At 57.2% G+C, this 20403-nt stretch carries 18 protein-coding genes, 1 tRNA gene and 1 pseudogene; 7 read left to right on the top strand and 13 right to left on the bottom strand.

What is annotated here, in order from left to right; translation table 11 throughout:
- Window positions 1–77 precede the first annotated feature (77 nt).
- Both AC4HNJ_RS13070 and AC4HNJ_RS13075 read right to left on the bottom strand, forming a co-directional pair.
- Window positions 78–269: a hypothetical protein gene (locus AC4HNJ_RS13070; protein ID WP_490480023.1), complete on the bottom strand. Its 192-nt coding sequence runs from the start codon at window positions 267–269 to the stop codon at window positions 78–80.
- Between the two features lie 438 nt (window positions 270–707).
- Window positions 708–1034, bottom strand: a complete 327-nt coding sequence (locus AC4HNJ_RS13075) for a hypothetical protein (protein ID WP_490480024.1) — start codon at window positions 1032–1034, stop codon at window positions 708–710.
- A 395-nt stretch (window positions 1035–1429) separates the two neighbouring features.
- Between AC4HNJ_RS13075 and AC4HNJ_RS13080 the strand changes: the two genes are divergently transcribed.
- A complete protein-coding gene (locus AC4HNJ_RS13080) occupies window positions 1430–1903 on the top strand; it encodes a hypothetical protein (protein WP_490480025.1) in 474 nt (157 codons plus the stop codon).
- A gap of 20 nt (window positions 1904–1923) precedes the next feature.
- Here AC4HNJ_RS13080 and AC4HNJ_RS13085 read toward each other — a convergent pair whose 3' ends face one another.
- On the bottom strand, window positions 1924–2823 hold the full coding sequence (locus tag AC4HNJ_RS13085; protein WP_490480026.1) for a pepsin/retropepsin-like aspartic protease family protein: 900 nt from the start codon (window positions 2821–2823) through the stop codon (window positions 1924–1926).
- Window positions 2824–3564: 741 nt separating this feature from the next.
- Between AC4HNJ_RS13085 and AC4HNJ_RS13090 the strand changes: the two genes are divergently transcribed.
- From AC4HNJ_RS13090 to AC4HNJ_RS13105, 4 genes are all read left to right on the top strand, one after another.
- Window positions 3565–5517 (top strand): M61 family metallopeptidase, encoded by a 1953-nt coding sequence (locus AC4HNJ_RS13090; RefSeq protein ID WP_490480027.1) that lies wholly within the window; start codon window positions 3565–3567, stop codon window positions 5515–5517.
- A gap of 297 nt (window positions 5518–5814) precedes the next feature.
- The gene (gene bla / locus AC4HNJ_RS13095; RefSeq protein ID WP_490480028.1) at window positions 5815–6909 is read left to right on the top strand and encodes a subclass B3 metallo-beta-lactamase; all 1095 of its coding nucleotides are present in this window, start codon (window positions 5815–5817) and stop codon (window positions 6907–6909) included.
- Between the two features lie 301 nt (window positions 6910–7210).
- Window positions 7211–7744, top strand: a complete 534-nt coding sequence (locus tag AC4HNJ_RS13100) for a dihydrofolate reductase family protein (protein ID WP_490480029.1) — start codon at window positions 7211–7213, stop codon at window positions 7742–7744.
- A gap of 168 nt (window positions 7745–7912) precedes the next feature.
- Window positions 7913–8245 (top strand): hypothetical protein, encoded by a 333-nt coding sequence (locus AC4HNJ_RS13105; protein ID WP_490480030.1) that lies wholly within the window; start codon window positions 7913–7915, stop codon window positions 8243–8245.
- Between the two features lie 157 nt (window positions 8246–8402).
- Here the strand turns inward: AC4HNJ_RS13105 and AC4HNJ_RS13110 are convergent, their stop codons facing one another.
- The 4 genes from AC4HNJ_RS13110 to AC4HNJ_RS13125 form a co-directional block, all read right to left on the bottom strand.
- Window positions 8403–8585, bottom strand: coding sequence for a hypothetical protein (locus AC4HNJ_RS13110; protein ID WP_490480031.1), 183 nt, complete (start codon window positions 8583–8585; stop codon window positions 8403–8405).
- Between the two features lie 190 nt (window positions 8586–8775).
- Window positions 8776–9399, bottom strand: coding sequence for a DUF416 family protein (locus AC4HNJ_RS13115; RefSeq protein ID WP_490480032.1), 624 nt, complete (start codon window positions 9397–9399; stop codon window positions 8776–8778).
- Window positions 9378–10367: an RHS repeat-associated core domain-containing protein gene (locus AC4HNJ_RS13120; RefSeq protein WP_490480033.1), complete on the bottom strand. Its 990-nt coding sequence runs from the start codon at window positions 10365–10367 to the stop codon at window positions 9378–9380. The genes AC4HNJ_RS13115 and AC4HNJ_RS13120 overlap by 22 nt, the downstream gene beginning before the upstream one ends.
- A 427-nt stretch (window positions 10368–10794) precedes the next feature.
- Window positions 10795–10869: transfer RNA gene (locus AC4HNJ_RS13125), tRNA-Val, on the bottom strand.
- A 192-nt stretch (window positions 10870–11061) separates the two neighbouring features.
- On the opposite strand from AC4HNJ_RS13125, the gene AC4HNJ_RS13130 reads away from it, so the two are divergent.
- Entirely contained in the window at window positions 11062–11391 is a 330-nt protein-coding gene (locus tag AC4HNJ_RS13130) for a lipid-A-disaccharide synthase N-terminal domain-containing protein (protein WP_490480034.1), read from the top strand.
- Between the two features lie 89 nt (window positions 11392–11480).
- Here the strand turns inward: AC4HNJ_RS13130 and metH are convergent, their stop codons facing one another.
- From metH to AC4HNJ_RS13145, 3 genes are all read right to left on the bottom strand, one after another.
- On the bottom strand, window positions 11481–14180 hold the full coding sequence (gene metH / locus AC4HNJ_RS13135; protein WP_490480035.1) for a methionine synthase: 2700 nt from the start codon (window positions 14178–14180) through the stop codon (window positions 11481–11483).
- A 109-nt stretch (window positions 14181–14289) separates the two neighbouring features.
- Window positions 14290–15378 (bottom strand): homocysteine S-methyltransferase family protein, encoded by a 1089-nt coding sequence (locus AC4HNJ_RS13140; RefSeq protein ID WP_490480036.1) that lies wholly within the window; start codon window positions 15376–15378, stop codon window positions 14290–14292.
- Window positions 15379–15388: 10 nt separating this feature from the next.
- The gene (locus AC4HNJ_RS13145) at window positions 15389–16315 is read right to left on the bottom strand and encodes an ArsR/SmtB family transcription factor (RefSeq protein WP_490480037.1); all 927 of its coding nucleotides are present in this window, start codon (window positions 16313–16315) and stop codon (window positions 15389–15391) included.
- Between the two features lie 275 nt (window positions 16316–16590).
- Here AC4HNJ_RS13145 and AC4HNJ_RS13150 point away from each other — a divergent pair, with 275 nt between their 5' ends.
- On the top strand, window positions 16591–17751 hold the full coding sequence (locus AC4HNJ_RS13150; RefSeq protein ID WP_490480038.1) for an acyl-CoA dehydrogenase family protein: 1161 nt from the start codon (window positions 16591–16593) through the stop codon (window positions 17749–17751).
- 491 nt (window positions 17752–18242) lie between these two features.
- On the opposite strand, the gene AC4HNJ_RS13155 is transcribed toward AC4HNJ_RS13150, so the two are convergent.
- The 3 genes and pseudogenes from AC4HNJ_RS13155 to AC4HNJ_RS13165 all read right to left on the bottom strand — a co-directional run bounded on the left by AC4HNJ_RS13155 (window position 18243) and on the right by AC4HNJ_RS13165 (window position 20363).
- Window positions 18243–19001: a 4'-phosphopantetheinyl transferase family protein gene (locus AC4HNJ_RS13155; RefSeq protein WP_490480039.1), complete on the bottom strand. Its 759-nt coding sequence runs from the start codon at window positions 18999–19001 to the stop codon at window positions 18243–18245.
- 356 nt (window positions 19002–19357) lie between these two features.
- Window positions 19358–19524: pseudogene (locus AC4HNJ_RS13160) on the bottom strand (IS5/IS1182 family transposase); the annotation flags it as partial.
- A gap of 455 nt (window positions 19525–19979) precedes the next feature.
- On the bottom strand, window positions 19980–20363 hold the full coding sequence (locus AC4HNJ_RS13165) for a hypothetical protein (protein ID WP_490480040.1): 384 nt from the start codon (window positions 20361–20363) through the stop codon (window positions 19980–19982).
- Between the last annotated feature and the right edge of the window lie 40 nt (window positions 20364–20403).

Here is a 20403-nt window from a genome sequence, read left to right on the forward strand (position 1 = left end):
AGATCACCTCGATGAAGCAGGACGGGGCGGCAACGTGCCGGATGGACGAGCCGTGATGCGAGTGCCTGTGCGGTCGCTTAGCCGTGTTGGGCGTTGTGCTGGGCGTTTGCTTTCCCGACGTTCTTCGGGTGTGGCGCTGCTTTCTTCTTGCTTTTATTGGAAACGCCGCCGCGGCGCTGCAGATCGTAATCCCTGGAAGCTGTGCGCTCTTGTTCCATGAGTTCGCTTTTTCGATTGCGCATGGCGATGGTGGCGTTGCGGATGCTCATGATGCTTCTTCAAAATCTTCAGGTTGATACGGTGCAGGTTCGCAAAGACGGCTTGAAAAGAAAGCGCAGGGCTCGTCAATGGGCTTCTTCACACAAAACCCTTCAGCGAAAAGACGTGCTTGGCCGATGCCCTGGGGCATGCAGCGCAAAGATGGCCGGCCGATGTGTCAAGCCGATGAAAAATACTTTGCACGATGTTTTTCAATTGCCCCGTGATCGGGCACGGCGGAGGTGGGGGCAATGTGCTGCATGACTGTGCCTGCATCAATCACAGACACGTGTTTGACTCGCCACCGGGAAGGCGAAGTCATTCGCGCATGCATTCGCGGCGTGTCAATGCGTCAACGACGGGGCAGCGACTGTTCGCATGGTCCCAGGTGCGACACACCAGCCTCCACGTGGTGTGTCGCGGGCAAGGATCATACGCGCGCGAACGATCTAGCCGATGCCTTCGGCCTTCAGCAGCTCATCGTTCTGCTGGCGAAGTACATGCAGTGCGGCATGCAGCCCTTCCACTTGGGTCGAGTTCAACGGCCATTGATACGCCCCGGCCGGGGCGCCCATCGTTTTCGCTCGGTGGAAGGCTTCGCTGTTGCTCAACAATTTTTGGATAACGTGAATTGCCAAAGCCATTTCAGCGATCTTCGTGAGGCGCGCTTGGCGTTCCGCACGTTCCGGATCCTTGCAGCCTCGTCGAGGCGGAGGGCCAAGCGGCCCGAAGGGTTTTGGCAGGCGTGCGCGTGCCGTATGATCCGTGGTAGCCACGATCAACTCCTTGTCAGTTGGTTTTGGTCAGCGGGTCGTATGGGGCGCAATCCCATGCGATCCGCGCTTTCACTGCATAGCTGCAATGGTCACCCACGTAGCCCAACAAGCGACAGCGTGGGTGACCACCCGAGAGTATCGAAGCGCAATAAATGTGTCTGTAGGGGATTTCTGATTTTTGGGGTTGGGTGCCGTAATCAGGATGTGTCGCACATCAAGGCATTGGCTGATGGCGATACGAACGACGTGAGCAATATCGAATCTGAAACTCGCGCCGAGCATACAAAAGCGCACCAGAACAACGGCGATTTTCAACGCTGGGGCAGGCGCTCCAACCAACCCCTCAAGCCGCCGGAATCAGGGCCTGCTCCGCTGCCACAACAAGGTTCTTAACGATGGATTTGTCCAAAGCAAATGCTCGCCCCCTGTCGCAAATGATCGGCGAGGATACGGAGGAAACTGAACTGTTCAAGCGAGCTGCCGATGAGGCGCTTGCTTACTTGAGGTCGTTCAAGTGGTGCAAAAGCATTCTCGAAACGTACTTCTGTTTTGGTGTGGGGAGCGTGGTCGAGGTTTTTCTATTCCGAATAGACCGCTTAACTTCAGATGGGAAGACTATTGACGAGTGGCTGTGGGTGGTTGTTGGCGATGTTCCATCTGCATATCTCGTTACGGATGATGCGGTGACCCCTGGCGATGCGTTGCAGGCTTACTGCGACGTGATGCGAGAATGGGTGGCTGCTGTACTCTCAAAAGAAGATCTTGGAGATGTATACCCAGTGCCTGTTGATCCTACGGAAGAAAACGCCTCGCATCTTTCAACCCGAATTGATTTCCTCGTTAACGAGGTAATTCCCCTTGTTATCTAGGTTTAACAGCCTCGACCTGCTTACTTTGCCACGAATCCGAACCAGGCTTGCGAAGAAAGATCTAATACAACAATCCCGTGGATGAAGAGCTTGTTTCCAATTACCCCATCATAAGTCGGATCTAGAAGGCCCCTCTCTTTTCCGTCCATGGTAAACACGCCAGCCCTTGGAAATTTCATCTTGCCGATCACAAGCGGCGACTTTGTTTCAGCGCCATCCAGCGTGATCGTCTTCCCCCAGGAGGGAATTCGCAGCTTGTAAGGAGCATGTGATCTGGTACTCAAACCAGTTAGCAATAGCCAGTCAGATGCATCCACAACCATCTCCATTCGACTTGTACCGGTGTCAAATAGCATTCTTTGCGAGGAGAACGTTGCGGAGCTTGCGGGAAGAAGAAACCTTCCTTGGCTGATCGAGCCGTGCACTCCAGGGACGTTATCAAGTATTGATGGAGCACTTTCGGCCGTGAAGATGCATAGCTTCGAAGCCGGGTAGTCGATCACCACAACGTGACCGATAAGCTCATCCAAGCCGAGTGTTCCGACGACTGAGTCAGCACTCATTTCCGGGTTAGCTAAAACACGCGGCTTCGAAAGTGTGATGTTAGCTATGCTCAAACTGGATGGGAAATAGAACCTTTGACCCGGTTTTGCCCATTTTTCTTCGATGGCGAGCTTGCCGTAGGTTTCTGTAGTCTCCGCGCCAGTGTCCAACTGCATCTTTACCGCTTTACCGTTGATACGAGCGGGCAAGATGATGCCCCCGTCTCCAGGACCTCCACCTTCCCAATCGAACGCAGTACATGCAGGACTGCCGGACATGGCGCGATTGACTCCTTTGTAGGAAGGAGAATCTGCTTGTACAAGTGGAGTTGCTGTAAGTAGCGCCAGGAAGGCAAAGGCTGCGGTCAGACGATTCATTGTTACATCCTTGAGGCAATGCTGACCGGGTCAGATTCTAGCTTGATCAATCGCAATCCAAGTATCGAAAGTCACGCTTCGAAGCGAGGCCCGCTTTAGGGCGAGGGTACATGCTGGTATCACAACATGGTTCCGCTTGGCAGCCTGACATCGGTAAAGTAAGCGCGCTGCTATTCGCAAAGTATTATCGTCTGGATCAATAAGCCACCAAGCCTGTAAGCATAAGAATCAGGTCTTGTCATAAGGTGATCCGACCCTGACGTTGATCTGCGGACACCTCAACACCGGCGTCGATCAAGTCGTTACAGACGGCGTGCCTACTCGCTGGCGACCGGGGGTGTGCGCCGTTTGCGTATGGCATCGGCGTGGACCGGCAATTCGCAAAATCGATCGCTTATCTCTCGCGTATCTCATCTGCTTGGTGAGATCGTTTCAGGCCCGACGGGAGGCGTGCCAATCGCTGCAAGCCTGTACGCAGTGTGACTTCCGGCACTCCCGCCTGCGTGCGCTGCGGGGCAGTGTCTGGAGGATCAATGTATGCCGCGATCTCCGGCTCACCCGTCCATCCGCAGGCCGTGTCTTCCTGGTAACGAGACATGTCTTTCCGATGAAGCGTTCCGTCAGGGTTTTCGCGACTGTCTTCGCATTGTTTGCCTTACGTGGAAGCTTTGCACTACGTCGTTGATTCACCTGCGTACCACCGTTTCGCTGCAGCGAAGCAAAAACCCATCTGGAGTCCAAATGAAAACTACTGTGCTTGCGACCGCCCTGCTGGTTGCCTTATCAGGCATGACGCCGTTGATCGCGCATGCCGCCCCTGTTGATACCGCCACGGTTCCGCAAGACCAGTCCCGCAGCGACAATGTGCCGCCGCCGCAGAACATTCCGTATCCGGGCACCATGAAGGTCAATGTCAATGCCACCGACATTGACCATCGGATCTTCAGCGTGCACGAGAGCATTCCGGTCAAGCCTGGCCCGATGTACTTGTTGTATCCGCAGTGGATTCCCGGTGACCACGAACCCAGCGGCCCGATCAGCAAGGTCGCCGGGCTGATGATCCGGGCCAATGGCAAGGCGCTGACGTGGGAACGCGATCAGTACAACGTCTATGCTTTTCGCATCGACGTGCCAGCCGGTGTCAGCAGCATTGATGTCGACTTCCAGCTTCTGACGGCACAGAACCGCAGCGAGGGATCGATCCGGATGACCCCGGAAATGCTGGATCTTGCATGGAGCAAGGTGACGATGTATCCGGCTGGCTACTATGCCCGCCAGATCATGACCGACCCCAGTGTCACGTTGCCTGCAGGCTGGAAGTTTGGCTCGGCGCTGCGGGTGCAGAGCCAGCAGGGCGATACTTATACCTTCAAGCCGATCGCTTACGTGGATCTGGTCGACTCGCCGCTCATCGCCGGCAAGTATTTCGAGCGTCTCAATCTGGATCCTGGCACGAAGTATCCGCCGATCTACATGGACATCATCGCGGATACGCCCAAGGAATTGGTGGTGCCGCCGGATGCGCTCGCGGCCCTGCGCACTATCCCGGCCCAATATCAGCGGTTGTACGGAGCTTTTCACTTCGATCATTACGACTTCCTGTTCTGGTTGTCGGACAAGATGAGCGGGAAGGGGCTTGAACATCATCGTTCCAGTGAAGACGGCACCGGCGCCGATTTCTTCACTAAATGGAATTTGAGTACGCCGCATGACTTGCTGACCCACGAGTTCAACCATTCCTGGGACGGCAAGTACCGCCGCCCAGCCGACTTGTGGACACCCAATTTCAATGTGCCCATGGGCGACAGCCTGCTGTGGGTGTACGAGGGCCAGACCCAGTTCTGGGGTAACGTGATGGCTGTTCGCACCGGCCTGGAGAACACGGAGACGGGCCTGGCCAAGCTCGCCTACGTTGCCGCGACTTACGACATGGATCGACCGGGCTTCCTGAGCTGGCGCAACATTCAGGACACCACCAACGATCCGGTCATCGCCCAGCGTGCGCCGCTGGCGTATCGCAATTACCAGGGCAGCGAGGACTACTATTCCGCTGGCCAGATGATCTGGCTGGCAGTGGATGCCAAGTTGCGTGCGCTCAGCCACGACAAGCGTTCGCTGGACGATTTCGCGAGCGGCTTCTTCGGAGTCCATCCCGGTGCCTGGGACATCAACACTTACACCTTCCAGAATGTGGTCGACGAACTCAATAAGATCGAGCCGTACGATTGGAGCACGTTCCTGCGCACGCGCCTGGACGGTCACCAGAAGGTGACTGACGGCATCGCCGCCGAGGGCTGGAAGCTGGTGTATACCGACAAGGAGTCCGACGTCATCAAGGCGCTGATGGCGGAGTATCACATTAAGGGCTTCGATCTTACTTATTCGGTCGGCTTCAGCACGTCAGGCGATGGCAAGCTGCGCGATGTGCGTTGGGACGGTCCTGCGTTCAAGGCGGGCCTGTCACCGGGGATGACCATCGTTGCGGTCAATGGCAAGGACTTCAATGCCGAAAACATGAAAGAAGCGGTGACGGAAGCCAAGGACAGCACCGCGCCGATCACGCTGCTGGTAAAGAACTTCGACGAGTATAAGACCCTGCAGATTCCTTACCACGGCGGACTGAAGTATCCGCACCTGGTACGTGAAGAAGGGGCGCCTGATTACCTGTCGCAGCTCTACGCCGTGAAGAAGTGATGCCAGGGGGCCAGGTGCGCGATTCGCACCTGGCCTTCTCTTCGTTCTGTTGTGGGTGATGTCGGAAGACGTGCGTCGAGTAACGGCGTAAAAGGGCGAGTTGGGCGTTGACATCGATACGGATGTGCTCCACGTAATCAGCCGGATCAACCCGTTCGGTTTGGAGTCCCTTGCTCTTGCATGGATTCGAGCAAAGCGATGCGCCCGAAGCCATTAGGCTTTCCCTGTATTTGCAAGTCTGAGATCGACGTTGCACGCCATCGCAGGGAAGGTGCTTGAGGAAGCGTCGCGCACCTGATGCGGAAGATCGCGACGCTGCGAGAGCGTATGCAGCAACTGACCACATTGGCGCAAGCCATTCCAAGCTTCGTGGCCGTTATCTGCAAAACGCGAGAGTTGGCCTGCGAAGTGCCATGGATGAGCACGCGACAAGGCCGACTGCGCATCTATCCTGCGCGCTTCCAAGAAAAGGATTTGCCTATGCGCCTGTTGATCGCGGTGATGCTTGTTTCCGGTTTGATCGTGCAACGTGCGTATGCGCTGCCGCCCCCGTCAGGGCAGGCGAACGTTGCGAACTATTCCTCCTGCGCGCACGATCCTTCATGGACGGCTCCGCAGAAGCCGTTTCGAATCTACGGCAATACTTGGTATGTCGGGCCTCGCGGTCTCTCCGTCTTGCTTATTACGGCCCCTACGGGCGATGTCCTGATCGACGGCGGCTTGCCGGGGCACACATCGCTGATCGAAACCCATATCCGGAAACTTGGCATCCCTCTCCGCGACATCAAATGGATTCTCAATTCGCACGCGCATTGCGACCACGCCGGAGGCATCGCGCAACTCGCGCGTGACACAGGGGCGCAGGTCATCGCCGGCGCCGCGGATACAGCTTTGCTGGAACGTGGTGGTCACGACGATCCGGAATATGGCGACAGATTCCTGTTCCCGCCGGTGCATGTAACACGTACGGTGGCTGATGGCGAACGCCTGCAATTGGGGAGCCTGGTGCTGACCGCGCACGCGACACCGGGTCATACCAAAGGCAACACCACGTGGACTTGGACATCATGCGAGAGCAAGCGTTGTCTGCATGTGGTCGACGTCGGTAGCCTGTCAGCCCCCGATTTCAAATTGATCGGCAACCCGCAGTATCCGGGTGTCGTCAAGGATTTCGAACACAGCTTCGCAATGGTCGCGGCATTGCCTTGTGATATTGCACTTGGTCCGCATCCGGAAATGGTGGATTTCTGGGAGCGTGTAGCCAAGCGTCAACAAGGCGATGCGGATGCGTTGATAGATCCGATGGGATGCCGCGCTTACGCGAAAAGTGCACGTGAAAGCTTCGAAGCCCAACTGGCGAAGCAGCGCGCAGATGCGGTTTCGGGAAAGTAGCGGCAACTGTTAGCTTGAGGGCACAAGTGGGCGTCATGTAGGAACCGGATAGGTGCGCGGCGGTTGCTTGACGAGTCGGCATTACCCTGCGCACCTATCCATGCAATGATCTGCAGAGACTGGCTACCTGTAGTTCATGACGTCATCGCTTGTTTGACTGATCATGATCCGCTTTGAAGCTCAACTGTGGTTGTAACGCATCCATGATTAGCGTTTCGCCACTCGTCGTCGTCATGAATAGGCGGGTTCCAAGGCACTCGCACCACGACTATCCTGAGGGCTCTCCAGTGGGGGTTTTTCCATGGCAAAGCTAGTGTTCGGATTGTCACAATCCCTGGATGGCTATGTCGACCATCAGAAATTAGGGCCCCCCGGGCCATTGGTCTCTCGCCACTTCGTCGAGCACGTGCGCAACCTGACGGGCCTGGTGTACGGACGCCGTACGTACGAGATCATGCGTTATTGGGACGAGGATCAGGCTGATTGGGATACGGAGGATCACGCCTTTGCGGCAGTGTGGCGACGCCTGCCGAAGTGGGTCGTGTCGCGCTCGCTGAAATCAGTCGGACCTAACGCCCTCCTTATTGCCGATGACATCGAGGCGGTGATACGTGGACTGAAGGCCGAGCGTGCCGGGGAGATCGATGTCGCCGGCCCGGACTTGGCGCGAAGCCTGACCGACCTTGGTCTTATCGACGAGTATCGACTCTACCTTCGCCCGGTCGTGCTTGGTCACGGCAAGCCATTCTTCACGGGCCCCCGGCCGCCGCTGCGCCTGGTGGCTAGCGATTTAATCGGCGAGGACGTGATCAGGTTGACATACGCGCCTGCTTAATGGAGCAACCCTCGCGCGGCACCGTTGTCATCTGTTGCGCGGGGCAATTCGAATTGATCTATTTCGAATTGCAGTTTCTTCATCATGTCCTGAACAACCTGCTGGTGTTGAGCACATTGCGCAGTTGTGCAGCAGCGCTTACGCTTCGCACGGGGAATCCTTGGAAGCATGATGACCAGAGCCACGCCGCTGCTCTTTTTGCTGCTGATCGCCGGAGTAACCTGGCTGAGCTGGCGCCATTACCAGAATGCCAGGGCATTGCTGCGGGATTGGGCCGACGCCAACGGTTTGCGCATCCTGCACGCCAAATCGAACACCTTCTGGCTGTCCGTCCCACTGTCGATGTGGCTCACCACCTCGAAGTACCAGATGATCTTTCGCATCTCTGTTTACGACGAATCCATCCATCGCATACGCACGGGCCTGGTGCGACTGGGCACGCCCATATGGGGCATCATGAATCGCGATGCGGTCGACGTGTTTTGGGACAACGAAAGCTGAGGATGGCCGGACGGTTTTCTTCTGAGTAAGGTATCCGCATTCGACTCGTGTGGTTCCGATCCGTGGCTCTGGAATTGATTTCGGTTTCATTGAACGGTCTGCCGTGACTTCGCCTCCGGGCGAGATTCTGCACGTCGGCATAGACACGTTCTATGTATCAGTGGAACGGCGCGATGATCCGTCGCCGCGTGGCATGGCGGGAGTGAGGCGGTGTGCGCGGTGAGTTTTCGGCCGCATCGGCCAATGCAGGGCGCATCTCTTGCTGCCCGCCGAATGCGATGCACGGGCTCAAATACTCGCTGCGCTGCGAGCACTGAATATAGGCGTCGAGCTGCCCCATGACTGACCGGCCCTCCGGCAGGCCAGAGCCGCTAGCGCGCTGGTCGCGCACCGTCCTAGCCGACCGCCTATACAACCACGTTGGAAGTTGCGTGGCGAAGGAAAGCCACTACACGCGGAGCGCGCCTATGTGCCTACTCGCCACCACGAGTCAATTTCTGCGACAACTATTGAGGCTAAGCGCACAAAGTTTAAGCAAGCATCTCATGCTCTGTAAGCAGCCGGTTCTTGAACGCCAAAATCTTGAGCTGGAGGACCGTTCCAGGCGTATTAGTCTCTAACGCACGTAGGTCTTCCGCCTGACGACGCAACTCTCGCTGCACAACTTCACTCGATATTACAAGCTCCTCTATATCCGGCGAATCGCGATAGTTATCTAACAGCCGCAACGCTGCCTGATCTGCCGCTTCGTAAGCGAGGCGCGCTGCATAAGCCGCCTCCTGAGGATCATTGGTCAATAGATAGCGAATTGTGTACGTCAACGAGTACAGCGCATTTTCGCCGTATACATGCAGCGGTGCCCAATGGTGCTGCTCTCCTGGGAACAGCGCTTCAAGGATGGCCAGCTGCTCAGCCCAAGGAATTGAATCGGACTCTCCTAAGCCTGCAAGCTTCCAAAGTTCGTCAACAAGATGGAGTGGCACCTCTCGCGCTGCTGGAGCAAACTTCTCTGCGTAAGCTTCGAAAGCACTCATTTGGCGAGTCGCGCAGCACAAGGCAAAGACAACAGCAGAATTCCTCGGAAGTTTAGCCAGCCTTTGCACTAGTGCTGGCTCGTCATATTTGATTACGTTCATTGTAGTGGCGTATGCCATGTCGCGGTTGTTGGGCTGGTGATGGTACCCCCGGACTGCTGAATAGCCTTAGTGCAATCCGAGCAGAACGGCCTTGAAGCTGTGATCGATGACGGGGTAAGTCCATTATTGCTCGCATGCGTAAGCACTGTAATTTCACCATGCTCATTCGGCATTTTAGCCAAAGCCTCCCCGGCTTTTTGCGTGGCGCGCTGTGCTGGGTTTAAATCTCGCCCACCTTGCCCGAGAACCCGTACCCCTTGCGTTGTATCTAAAACAGCAATCGTCCGATGATTCTGAGCAACAGGATCGAGAATGTTTTTCAACTCATCGACGCGGACGGCTGCGGGTTCTAGCGTCGCGGCGGCTTTGGATGCCCCGAACATGAAGTCGGCTAATGCGCTAATCCCGGCTGGAACGGCACTAAGCTCGGGAGCTTCTGCAACTAGCGGTTGCGTCAGCTGATCCGCAACATCCATAAAAGCGTCAGCGTTATTTATCTGCGCCACCTGCACCTGACTAATTATGGCTGGATCATCCGTACCTAATTCGTTCGAAAGCGGTAGGGTCTGTCTACCATTTGGATCGACGTTTACAATCGGATTATTGTTTGCGTAAGCGTACCGGTTGAAATTGGACGAATTACCCGGCACTACACTTACCGGATCGACACTTAGAAAGTGTCCAGTTGCCGGATCGTAATACCGTCCTTGCATATAGACGAGATTCGTCTCGGGGTCGTTAACGTGCCCCGTATAACCCGGCCCATTTGGCGGGGTGCCTAAGGCGGTCGTTCCGTAAGGCGTGTAATCGTATGTCTTCGTGATGTTGCCATTGGCGTCAGCTTCCGCAAGCGGTGTTCCCTGCGGATCGGTGTAGACGTAAGTGACTGTCCCTTGCTGCTGAGCGTGTAACGCGCTGCTTGCGATTAAGACGAGCAGGTAAATAAACAGCTTTATCCAAAGCCCACGGTTTCCGTGACCGGCCATATCCCTTCCCCATTGTCCCCTAACAGCATCAGCAGGTTACCTCAAAGCCTGCTGCCGGTAACCATCCCGCGAGGTAACAATCAGTGCAAAGTCAAGTCCCGGAGCCGCTAGCGCGCTAGTCGAGCGTCGTCCCAGGCGACCGCTTAATACAACCACGTTGGAAGTTGCATGGCGAAGGAAAGTCGCTGCACGTGGAGCGTGCCTACGCGCCTACTTGATGGACGTGATCATGGCTACCCTAACAGGCAAGAGACATTGGCATTTTCTCAGATGTCATGAGCCAGTGTAGTTTGCTCCAAACAGACTGCTACATCAGAATTTTTACACAACAAAAAAACCGTCTCTTTTTACAGAGGCGGTTTTCCGTGCTCTTTCCGCACTCAATGTTTTCGATGGCGCTGAAAACTACTGAAGTACTTGAATTTATTGGTGGGCGGTACAAGGATCGAACTTGTGACACCTGCCGTGTGAAGGCAGTGCTCTACCGCTGAGCTAACCGCCCGCCGGGAGCGCGAAACTATACGGGCTGTGGCGGCTCGGGTCAATACGCCGGGTTGGCTGGTGTCATCGCATTGCAATGTTGGAAAAGGGGCTGAGCCTAGGCTGGCTGCGGTATTCCGGGCCGTGTGGTTTTTCTTCTTGGCGCCAGCTCGGGCGGCTAAAATGGCGCGTTCCCTCGCCGAGCGGCTTCCCCATGCATTTCGATCTGTCGCATATCCTGCAATCGCTGCAGCATTTCCACATTACGCCGTGGAAGGTTATCGGCTATATGGGCACGCTGATGTTTACCGGGCGCTGGTTCGTGCAGTTGTATTACACGCGCAAGTACAAGCGGGTGGTGATGCCGTTGGCGTTCTGGTGGATGTCGGTGACGGGTAGCGCGTTGCTGCTGGCTTACTTTGTGTTTGGCAAGAACGATTCGGTGGGCATCCTTTCCAATTTTTTCCCGGTGTTCGTGTCGGTCTATAACCTGGTGGTGCATATGCGGCAGGGCCGGAATGCCGGTACCGCTGAGCCATCGTGACTTGTGTTGGCATGCACCTTTGCGTGATGCGGAGGTGCTGCGTGAGCGCTACCTCTTGTATAGCGCTACCCGGCGACCGGTCATGTGAGTTATTCCGGATCGTAATCGAGGTTGGGTGCGAGCCAGCGTTCGGCCTCTTCGCGCGTCCAGCCTTTGCGCTTGGCGTAGTCCTCGACTTGTTCGCGTGTTATCCGGCCAACCACAAAATATTGGCTATGGGGATGTGAGAAGTACCAGCCGGATACGGCGGCAGTGGGGTACATGGCAAAGCCGTCGGTCAGTTGGATGCCGGCGTTGTGGGTGGCGTCGAGCAACTGGAACAGCGTGGCTTTCTCGGTGTGATCGGGGCAGGCGGGATAGCCGGGAGCGGGGCGGATGCCGCGGTATTGCTCGTCGATCAGGGCGCTGTTGTCGAGCGTTTCGTCGGGTTGATATCCCCAGAACTCGCGACGTACGCGTTCGTGCATCCGTTCGGCGAAGGCTTCGGCGAGACGGTCGGCGAGGGCCTTGAGCAGGATGGCGGAGTAGTCGTCATGCTCGGCTTCGAATCGGGCGACGTGTTCTTCGATGCCGATACCGGCCGTGACGGCGAAGCCACCGATCCAGTCGCGCTTGTTTGCCTCTTTTGGCGCGATGAAATCGGCGAGGCAGAAGTCCGGGCGTTCGACGGGTTTTTCGGCTTGCTGGCGAAGGTGGTGAAGCGTGGCGCGAGAAGGGCCTTTGCCATCGGAGGGAAGTTCAATCTCGACATCGTCGCCGACGCTGCTGGCAGGCCAGAAACCGATCACCGCGCGTGCCGTGAGCCAGCGCTCGGCGATGAGGCGATCGAGCATGGCTTGAGCGTCGGCGAATAGTTCGGTGGCCTGCTTGCCGACGACGTTGTCGGTGAGAATGGCCGGATAACGGCCGGCCAGTTCCCAGGCCTGGAAGAACGGTGTCCAGTCGATGTACGCGCGCAGTTCGGCGAGATCGTAATCGTTGAAGACGGTGAGGCCGGGTTGATGGGGCTGCGGCGGCGCGTAGTTGGCCCAGTCGCAGGTGAAGTGTTGCTTGCGTGCGTGTTCCAGCGGCACCAGCGGCTTGGCGGACCCGCGTTGTTTGTGGCGCTCGCGAATATCTGCGTATTCGGCACGGATCTTGGCCATGAAGTTGTCGACCAGTTCCTTGCTGACCAACGATTGCGCGACGCCGACGGCGCGTGAGGCATCTTTCACCCACACGGTGGGTGAGGTGTAGTGCGGTTCGATTTTCAGTGCCGTGTGCGCGCGTGAGGTGGTGGCGCCGCCGATCAGCAGTGGAATCTGGAAGTCCTGGCGCTGCATTTCTTTGGCGACCTGGCTCATTTCCTCCAGCGACGGCGTGATGAGGCCGGACAGGCCGATCAGGTCGGCGTTGTGTTCACGTGCGGTGTCGAGGATTTTTTGCGCTGGCACCATCACGCCGAGATCGATCACTTCGAAGTTGTTGCAGCGAAGTACGACACCCACGATGTTCTTGCCGATGTCATGCACATCGCCTTTGACCGTCGCCATGACGATGGTGCCGTTGTTCTTGCCGACGTCGCCGGTGCGCCGTTTTTCCTCTTCGATGTAAGGCAGAAGATAGGCCACGGCCTTCTTCATCACACGCGCGGACTTCACCACTTGCGGCAGAAACATTTTGCCGGCGCCGAACAGATCGCCGACGATATTCATGCCGGCCATCAGCGGGCCTTCGATCACGTCGAGCGGACGGTTGGACTGCTGGCGTGCCTCTTCGGTGTCTTCGTCGACAAACTGATCGATGCCATGTACCAGGGCGTGCGCCAGGCGTTCGTGCACCGGCTTGTCACGCCAGGCGAGGTTTTCCGTGACGGTTTCGCCTTTCTTGGCCTTGTAGCGATCGGCGATTTCAAGCAGTCGCTCGGTGGCATCCGGGCGGCGGTTGAGCACTACGTCTTCCACGCGCTCGCGAAGCTCCTCGGGGACGTCGTCGTAGATCGTCAACGCACCGGCGTTGACGATGCCCATGTCCATGCCGGCCTTGATGGCGTGATAGAGGAAGACGGAATGGATCGCTTCGCGCATGGTGTTGTTGCCGCGGAACGAGAACGACACATTGGAAACACCACCCGACACATGGCTGAGCGGGAAGCGCTTTTTCAGCTCGCGCGTGGCTTCGATGAAGTCGACAGCGTAGTTGTTGTGTTCTTCGATGCCGGTGGCGATGGCGAAGATGTTGGGATCGAAGATGATGTCTTCGGGTGGAAAGTCGAGTTTTTCGGTGAGCAGCTTGTACGCACGCGAACAGATCTCGACCTTGCGTTCGCAGGTATCCGCCTGGCCTTGTTCGTCGAAGGCCATGACCACCACGGCGGCGCCGTATTCGAGCACTTTACGGGCGTGGTCGAGGAAGAGGTCCTCGCCTTCCTTCATGGAGATGGAATTGACCACGCCCTTGCCTTGCAGGCAGCGCAGGCCAGCCTCGATCACGCTCCATTTGGAGGAGTCAACCATCACGGGTACGCGTGCGATGTCGGGCTCGGCGGCGATCAGATTGAGAAAGCGGGTCATGGCCGCTTCGGAATCGATCAGGCCTTCGTCCATGTTGACGTCGATGATCTGCGCGCCATTGGCAACTTGCTGGCGTGCGACGTCGACGGCTTCTTCGTAGCGCTCTTCTTTTATGAGCTTCTTGAATTGCGCCGAGCCGGTGACGTTGGTGCGTTCGCCCACGTTGACGAAGAGCAGGTCGGGTGTGATGACCAGGGGTTCGAGGCCGGAGAGACGGGTGTAGCGGGTGGTATTCATCAGTGAGGCGCGTTTTTTTAGGCTGCTTCTTTATGGGAAGACGGGTGCGATGAGGGCGCAATCCTGAGGGCAGGTTGCGCAATGACGAAGACGGGGGTGAATCCCCCGCTCATGCCGCTGCTTGCGTTTCGGCAGACAACCCACGTGGCGCGTAATGACTTACCGCCTCGGCAATCGCCTTGATGTGCGCGGGAGTCGTACCGCAGCAGCCGCCGACCATGTTGAGCAGGCCATCGCGTGCAAATCCGCCGATTACCGCGGCCATCTGCGCCGGTGTTTCGTCGTATTCGCCGAAGGCATTGGGCAAGCCCGCATTGGGGTGCGTGCTGACGTAGCACTCGGCAATATTGGAAAGCGTTTGCACATGCGGGCGCAGGTCCGCTGCGCCGAGCGCGCAGTTCAAGCCGACGGAAAGCGGGCGGATGTGTTTGACCGAGTAATAGAACGCTTCGGCGGTTTGACCTGAGAGGGTGCGGCCGGAGCGGTCGGTGATGGTGCCGGAGATCATCACCGGCAAGCGGCTGCCGCGTGCGCGGAACAGTTCGCTCAGCGCGAACAGCGCTGCTTTCGCGTTGAGTGTGTCGAAAATGGTTTCCACCATGATGATGTCCGCGCCGCCATCGATCAGGCCGCTGGCCGACTCGCCGTAGTTGGCGGCGAGTTCTTCGAAGGTGACGTTGCGAAAACCTGGATCGTTGACGTCCGGCGAGAGCGAGGCAGTGCGGCTGGTGGGGCCGAGCACGCCGATCACGAAGCGCGGCTTGGCCGGGGTTTTCGCGGTGTAGGCATCGCACGCTGCGCGTGCCAGCCTGGCACCTTCGCGGTTCAATTCGTAGGCGAGATGTTCCAGATGGTAATCCGCCTGGCTGATGCGCGTGGAGTTGAAGGTGTTGGTTTCGACCAGGTCGGCGCCGGCTTCCAGATACGCTTCGTGCACACCGCGGATGATGTCCGGCTTGGTGAGCGTGAGCAGGTCATTGTTGCCCTTCAGGTCGCAGCTGCCTGGATGGTCGTGCGTGTGTGCATGCTGGCTGTCATGGCCGTGGGCGAAACGTTCGCCGCGAAATCCGTCTTCATCCAGGCGATGCCCCTGCAGCATGGTGCCCATGCCGCCGTCGAGAATCAGGATGCGTTCGCGCATGGCGGCTTCCAGCAAAGCCACGCGATCGGGATGACGCCAGGGAAGAAGACTGCTCATGGAAAATTCCTTAGGGCTTGCATGCCAGCATGCTGATGACCTCGAAATGCGGCGCCTTGCGCTCGCGGGTGAGGCGGCTGCAGCTGAGCACGTTGAGGCCGGCCTGGGTGGCCAGGTGAGTGAGATCGTCTTGGGTGAAGCCGAGATTGCGATGGTCGAAGGGTTCCACCACGGCAGGGTGGTCGTGCTTATCCAAGGTCACCGCCAGCACCTTGCCCTTGGGGCGCAGCACGCGCGCCGCCTCGGCCATGGCCTTGGCCGGCTGCTCCGAGTAGGTGAGTGCATGCAACATCAGTACAAGGTCGAAGCGATGATCTTCCAGCGCCAGGGCATGCATGTCGCCTCGACGCACCTGCACGTTGTGGAATGGTGTGAGCCGCTTGGCTGCCGCTTCGACCACGCGTTCGCTGGCATCGATGCAGACGATCGAGCGTGCGTGCGGCGCCAGGAGTTCGGCGGTGACGCCGTCGCCGGAAGCGATATCCAGCACGTCGCCGGTTTCCAGCAATTGCAGCAGCGAGCGGGTGAGCGTTTCCCAAGTGCGGCCCGGCGAGTAATGCCGTTCCATGTCGCCGGCCACCGTGTCGGCCCAGCCTTCTTCGCGGGCGCGTCGCGCCAATACGCCGGAGAGACGCGCAGCGTCTTCCCGCAGCAGGGCATCGTCGATGCTTTCGCGCAGTGAGCGAATCAGCGCATGCCGGCGTTCGTCACCTTCGCTATTGGCGCGGTAATAAGCCGAGACGCCGGCACGCCGGTCGCGCACCAGTTCGGCCTCTTTCAGCTTGGCCAAGTGCGTGGAGACGCGCGGTTGCGCCAGATGCAGGACCGCGGCCAACTCGGCGACGGTCAGTTCCTCCCGTTCCAACAGGGCCAGAAGCCGCACGCGAGTGGGATCGGCCAATAGGCGCAACACGCTGGAGGCAGTCGCCAGATCCATCGTGCATCCTTATATCGCGATATAGAGATGACTAGGTTAGGCGGGGACAGGGAAAGCGTCAAGGGCGGAACGGCAGGGCGGGAAAGCACGGCGTTGACGGCATTCGCTAATGCCATGCGAGAGGCGCTGCGGGTCCATCGAGCCGTGCCCGTTAGCGACGCCACGCGGCCCGATGATCGTGTGGCCGGCCGCCGCTCTGCTGCACTCGCACAAGCTCATATGGGCTATCTCGCTAAAATGGCGGGCTTCCCCAATTATTTTTAGCTGGAGCTCCCATGGATTTCCGTTTCACCGAAGACCAGTTGTCCATTCAGGCCATTGCCCGTGACTTTGCGCAAAAGCGCATCGTACCGGTTGCGGCCGAGCTGGATGCCAAGGGCGAGTTCCCGTTGGAAAACATCCGCGAGATGGGGCAACTGGGGTTGATGGGTATCGAAGTGCCGCACGAGTACGGCGGTGCCGGGCTGGACCCGGTGGGCTATGTGTTGGCGATGATCGAAATCGCGGCGGCGGATGCAGCCACCTCGACCATCATGTCGGTGAACAACTCGCTGTTCTGCAACGGCATCCTGAAGCATGGCACGGAAGCGCAGAAGCAGAAGTACGTGCGCGCGATTGCAGAGGGTGAGGCGATTGGCGCCTATGCGCTGACGGAACCGCAGTCGGGTTCGGACGCATCGGCCATGCACACGCGTGCCTCGAAAAATGCCGATGGCGATTGGGTGATCAACGGTAAGAAGAGCTGGATTACGTCCGGCCCGGTCGCGCGCTACATCGTGTTGTTTGCGATCACTACGCCGGGCATTGGCGCGAAGGGCGTGTCGGCTTTCATCATCGATACGCAGAAGCCCGGTTTCCACGCTGGCAAGACGGAGCCGAAGCTCGGCATCCGTGCATCGGCTACCTGTGAAATCGAATTCAATGATTACGTTTGCGCCAAGGATGATTTGCTGGGCGAGGAAGGCAAGGGCTTTTCGATTGCCATGGGCGTGCTGGATGCGGGCCGCATCGGTATCGCTTCGCAAGCTGTCGGTATTGCGCGTGCTGCCTATGAAGCGACGTTGCAGTGGTCGCGTGACCGCAAGGCGTTCGGCCATCCGATCGGCACCTTCCAGATGACGCAAGCCAAGATTGCCGACATGAAGTGCAAGCTGGACGCGGCAACGCTGCTGACGCTGCGTGCAGCATGGACAAAAGGCCAGGCGGAAAAGAATGGCGGACGTTTCGGTACTGAGGCTTCGGTGGCCAAGCTGGTTGCGTCGGAAGCCGCGATGTGGATTACGCATCAGGCCGTGCAAATCCACGGCGGCATGGGTTACTCGAAGGAGATGCCGCTGGAGCGCTATTTCCGCGATGCGAAGATCACGGAGATCTACGAAGGCACCAGCGAAATTCAGCGCCTGGTGATTGCACGTGCCGAGACGGGCTTGCGCTGAATCAATGGCGTGAGGGCATTCTGGTTCAGTGCCGGGCTGTGAGGAACAGCTGATTTGGAAGTGCGCCGGGCATGGAATCGGAAATGGCCATCGGCTGAATCCGATGGCTGGAACGCCCGGCGCGCCTCTGCCGAGGAGGCGCGTTAAGGATGCTCTGATCAAGTCATTTTCAACACACCACCCGGTCAGCGTGATCGGGCGTCAGCATCAAAGAAGGGTGGCAACGTCCGCTTGCGCTTGCCGGCATAGTCGGCATCGGAGAAGCTCATTTGCGTCATCGCACGGCTCCGGAATCCATGCCGCCATTTCAGCACATCAGGGCTGCCTTGTTCAGAGGTTCCCTAACGGTTGTCTACGAAGTCGCGGGCTGTGGCGGAGGGTACTTGCGCGAGCGTACCGCGCACAATTCACGCCGCTATATGCATGTTTTTTAACCGATGTTTTATAACGAAATTTTTTCGCCAGTTACGTAGTTACGTGTGGCTTGTGTCTTACCACACAAAACTTGTAAGTACCGTTTGCGAGTCGATAACTCTAAAGCAAGCATCGAATACTTGGCCTGGGCGTAATACTGGGGAAAGTGACTCAGCAATTATGAATGTTAATCGCCCTTTTGCTGCGTCGAAGTGGATTAGCCGTAAGGCATGAAACTCAAAGTAACGCCCAACATGCGATGACGTAGCTTTAAAGAAGCTTTCTTTTGCGGAGAAAACGATAGTCAGCAGCATATTCGGGGCAATATGGCAATTTTTTGTGGGGAGTATTGCCCGCTCTTCGTCCGTTAGAACGATATCGCTGACCGCATCGGCAGTACTGGTTTCCATGGTGCGTTCAATATCGATACCAATACCTTTCACCATATCTGACGAGACGGCGATGGCTGCACAAAGAGAGTTCACATGAGTGATGCTTCCGGTGACTCCATTTGGCCATAGCGGCTGCCTCAAGGGGCCTATGTTGAGTTCCGCGCTATGTATGCCTAAACGACACATTGCTTCACGTGCTGCAAGGCGACCCGCGAGGAATTCAGCTTGACGGTTAGTGACAGCGCGTTGGATCTCAAGTGGGTACTTGATTCCAAGGTGCGTAAAGATCGCTGGGTTATATGCGTGCGCGTCAAAAACGATGACGAATGCGAGCGGCAACGGGCGCCCATGGTCAGGTAGCTCTAGCCAGTAAGCATCGGTAGCAAATCTACTCCTGCTGCCTTGTGTTGCAACTTCTCCTAAGCTCGCGATGATCTTGTGCATCAAGGACTATCTTTTTGCGAGTGTCAACGCTGAAAGAGTTGGTATGGCATTGGGAAATAATGATCCTGGATGCAGCCCAGCTTAAAGGCAAAGTGCCGTAATTGGTGAGCGTGGTAGGAACATCAGCCTTACCAGCACCCCGTCATTTGCTGGTGACATATTTTGAGCGAGAACTATAGCTAAGAATGCTCTGAACAAGCTAACGCGAGGCTGCCTCTGACTCTCAACACCCGCAACGTTGTCCTGAAAAATGCGGCTCCTTTCGATTGAGCCGTCCAAACGGCCCTTTTCCCGGTATTTCTTGCCACGGCAGGCCCTTTCAGGCCATCGCAGGCGTACTTATCCTGCGGTGTCTTGATCGGATAGGGATGACGGCCTTTCCCTGCCTTCGGATAGTGCGGCTCGATCAGCATCAACAGCGCATCCCAAGGCACCACCTAGCCACCTCCCACAGGAACACTTCGCGCCGTGTCCGCGTCCGCTTGCCGGCATACCCGGCATCGGAGAAGCTCATTTGCGTCATCGGACGGCTCCGGAATCCATGTCGCCATTTCAGCACATCAGGGCAGACTTGTTCAGAGATTCCCTAAGTCAGTATCAGGACTCACTCTGCGCTTATGAGACAAATCCACATATGATTTTCGCACGTGCATGCTGAATATAAGCATCCCTGACGAAAACATCGAACGCAATCATGCGAAATAAAAGACAGAAAATAATTGATCTGTTTCTATTATTGCGATGAATGTGACGTGAATTATTAATGTTCAATATCGCAAATACATATCCGTGTGCTCATTCATGAGTGATTACTTGCAAATAAAATGGATATCCAAGGATTAATCGGCTTCATGAGCGTCGATTGCTTATCGACTGCATTAGCTGAGGCGCCTACCGCGCCCGCAGTGCAAGTCACCCAACGAACCAATGAAGTCGGTTCGCTGATGCTCGGTATATGGCATCGGAAGATGGTCGCTATCACACCATCGACGCTAGGCTTCTTTCATGCAATGTATCCCCGTACGTCTTTAGAGCTAGCGGCTTGCAAGCACGTATCTTCACGTTGTTGGCTTTGCCAACCCGTGCCCCGGCCGGCATCTCAAAAACAGACTTCGGCAGGACGCTTTTTCGGCCGATGCGCGCGGGGCTCAGCATGCCGCCCACGGATAAGTGTTCCCACGGCAGCGGGCTACTCCGCTTGGCCAGACTCATGATCTCCGCAAAGAAAACCCCGGCCACTGTGTGTTCCAGCTGTCGAACCTGGCTCTCCGGTAAGACAGGGTAGTCCAACGCCACGTCTTCGATAGTCAATCCAGCGAACCGGCGTAACAGTGTGTTGTAGCGCATCTGCTCCTTCGGCATGCGCCCATTCGATTTGCGCTGCCATTTTCGCGCCGTTAGC

It is taken from the genome of Dyella sp. SYSU CM1112, assembly GCF_058216415.1.

Bases quoted from the DNA above. Each gene is read 5' to 3' on its own strand.
- AC4HNJ_RS13070 (WP_490480023.1), bottom strand. From the start codon at position 269: ATGAGCATCCGCAACGCCACCATCGCCATGCGCAATCGAAAAAGCGAA.
- AC4HNJ_RS13080 (WP_490480025.1), top strand. From the start codon at position 1,430: ATGGATTTGTCCAAAGCAAATGCTCGCCCCCTGTCGCAAATGATCGGC.
- AC4HNJ_RS13085 (WP_490480026.1), bottom strand. From the start codon at position 2,823: ATGAATCGTCTGACCGCAGCCTTTGCCTTCCTGGCGCTACTTACAGCA.
- AC4HNJ_RS13090 (WP_490480027.1), top strand. From the start codon at position 3,565: ATGAAAACTACTGTGCTTGCGACCGCCCTGCTGGTTGCCTTATCAGGC.
- bla (WP_490480028.1), top strand. From the start codon at position 5,815: ATGCGGAAGATCGCGACGCTGCGAGAGCGTATGCAGCAACTGACCACA.
- AC4HNJ_RS13100 (WP_490480029.1), top strand. From the start codon at position 7,211: ATGGCAAAGCTAGTGTTCGGATTGTCACAATCCCTGGATGGCTATGTC.
- AC4HNJ_RS13105 (WP_490480030.1), top strand. From the start codon at position 7,913: ATGATGACCAGAGCCACGCCGCTGCTCTTTTTGCTGCTGATCGCCGGA.
- AC4HNJ_RS13110 (WP_490480031.1), bottom strand. From the start codon at position 8,585: ATGGGGCAGCTCGACGCCTATATTCAGTGCTCGCAGCGCAGCGAGTAT.
- AC4HNJ_RS13115 (WP_490480032.1), bottom strand. From the start codon at position 9,399: ATGGCATACGCCACTACAATGAACGTAATCAAATATGACGAGCCAGCA.
- AC4HNJ_RS13120 (WP_490480033.1), bottom strand. From the start codon at position 10,367: ATGGCCGGTCACGGAAACCGTGGGCTTTGGATAAAGCTGTTTATTTAC.
- AC4HNJ_RS13130 (WP_490480034.1), top strand. From the start codon at position 11,062: ATGCATTTCGATCTGTCGCATATCCTGCAATCGCTGCAGCATTTCCAC.
- metH (WP_490480035.1), bottom strand. From the start codon at position 14,180: ATGAATACCACCCGCTACACCCGTCTCTCCGGCCTCGAACCCCTGGTC.
- AC4HNJ_RS13140 (WP_490480036.1), bottom strand. From the start codon at position 15,378: ATGAGCAGTCTTCTTCCCTGGCGTCATCCCGATCGCGTGGCTTTGCTG.
- AC4HNJ_RS13145 (WP_490480037.1), bottom strand. From the start codon at position 16,315: ATGGATCTGGCGACTGCCTCCAGCGTGTTGCGCCTATTGGCCGATCCC.
- AC4HNJ_RS13150 (WP_490480038.1), top strand. From the start codon at position 16,591: ATGGATTTCCGTTTCACCGAAGACCAGTTGTCCATTCAGGCCATTGCC.
- AC4HNJ_RS13155 (WP_490480039.1), bottom strand. From the start codon at position 19,001: ATGCACAAGATCATCGCGAGCTTAGGAGAAGTTGCAACACAAGGCAGC.
- AC4HNJ_RS13165 (WP_490480040.1), bottom strand. From the start codon at position 20,363: ATGCCGAAGGAGCAGATGCGCTACAACACACTGTTACGCCGGTTCGCT.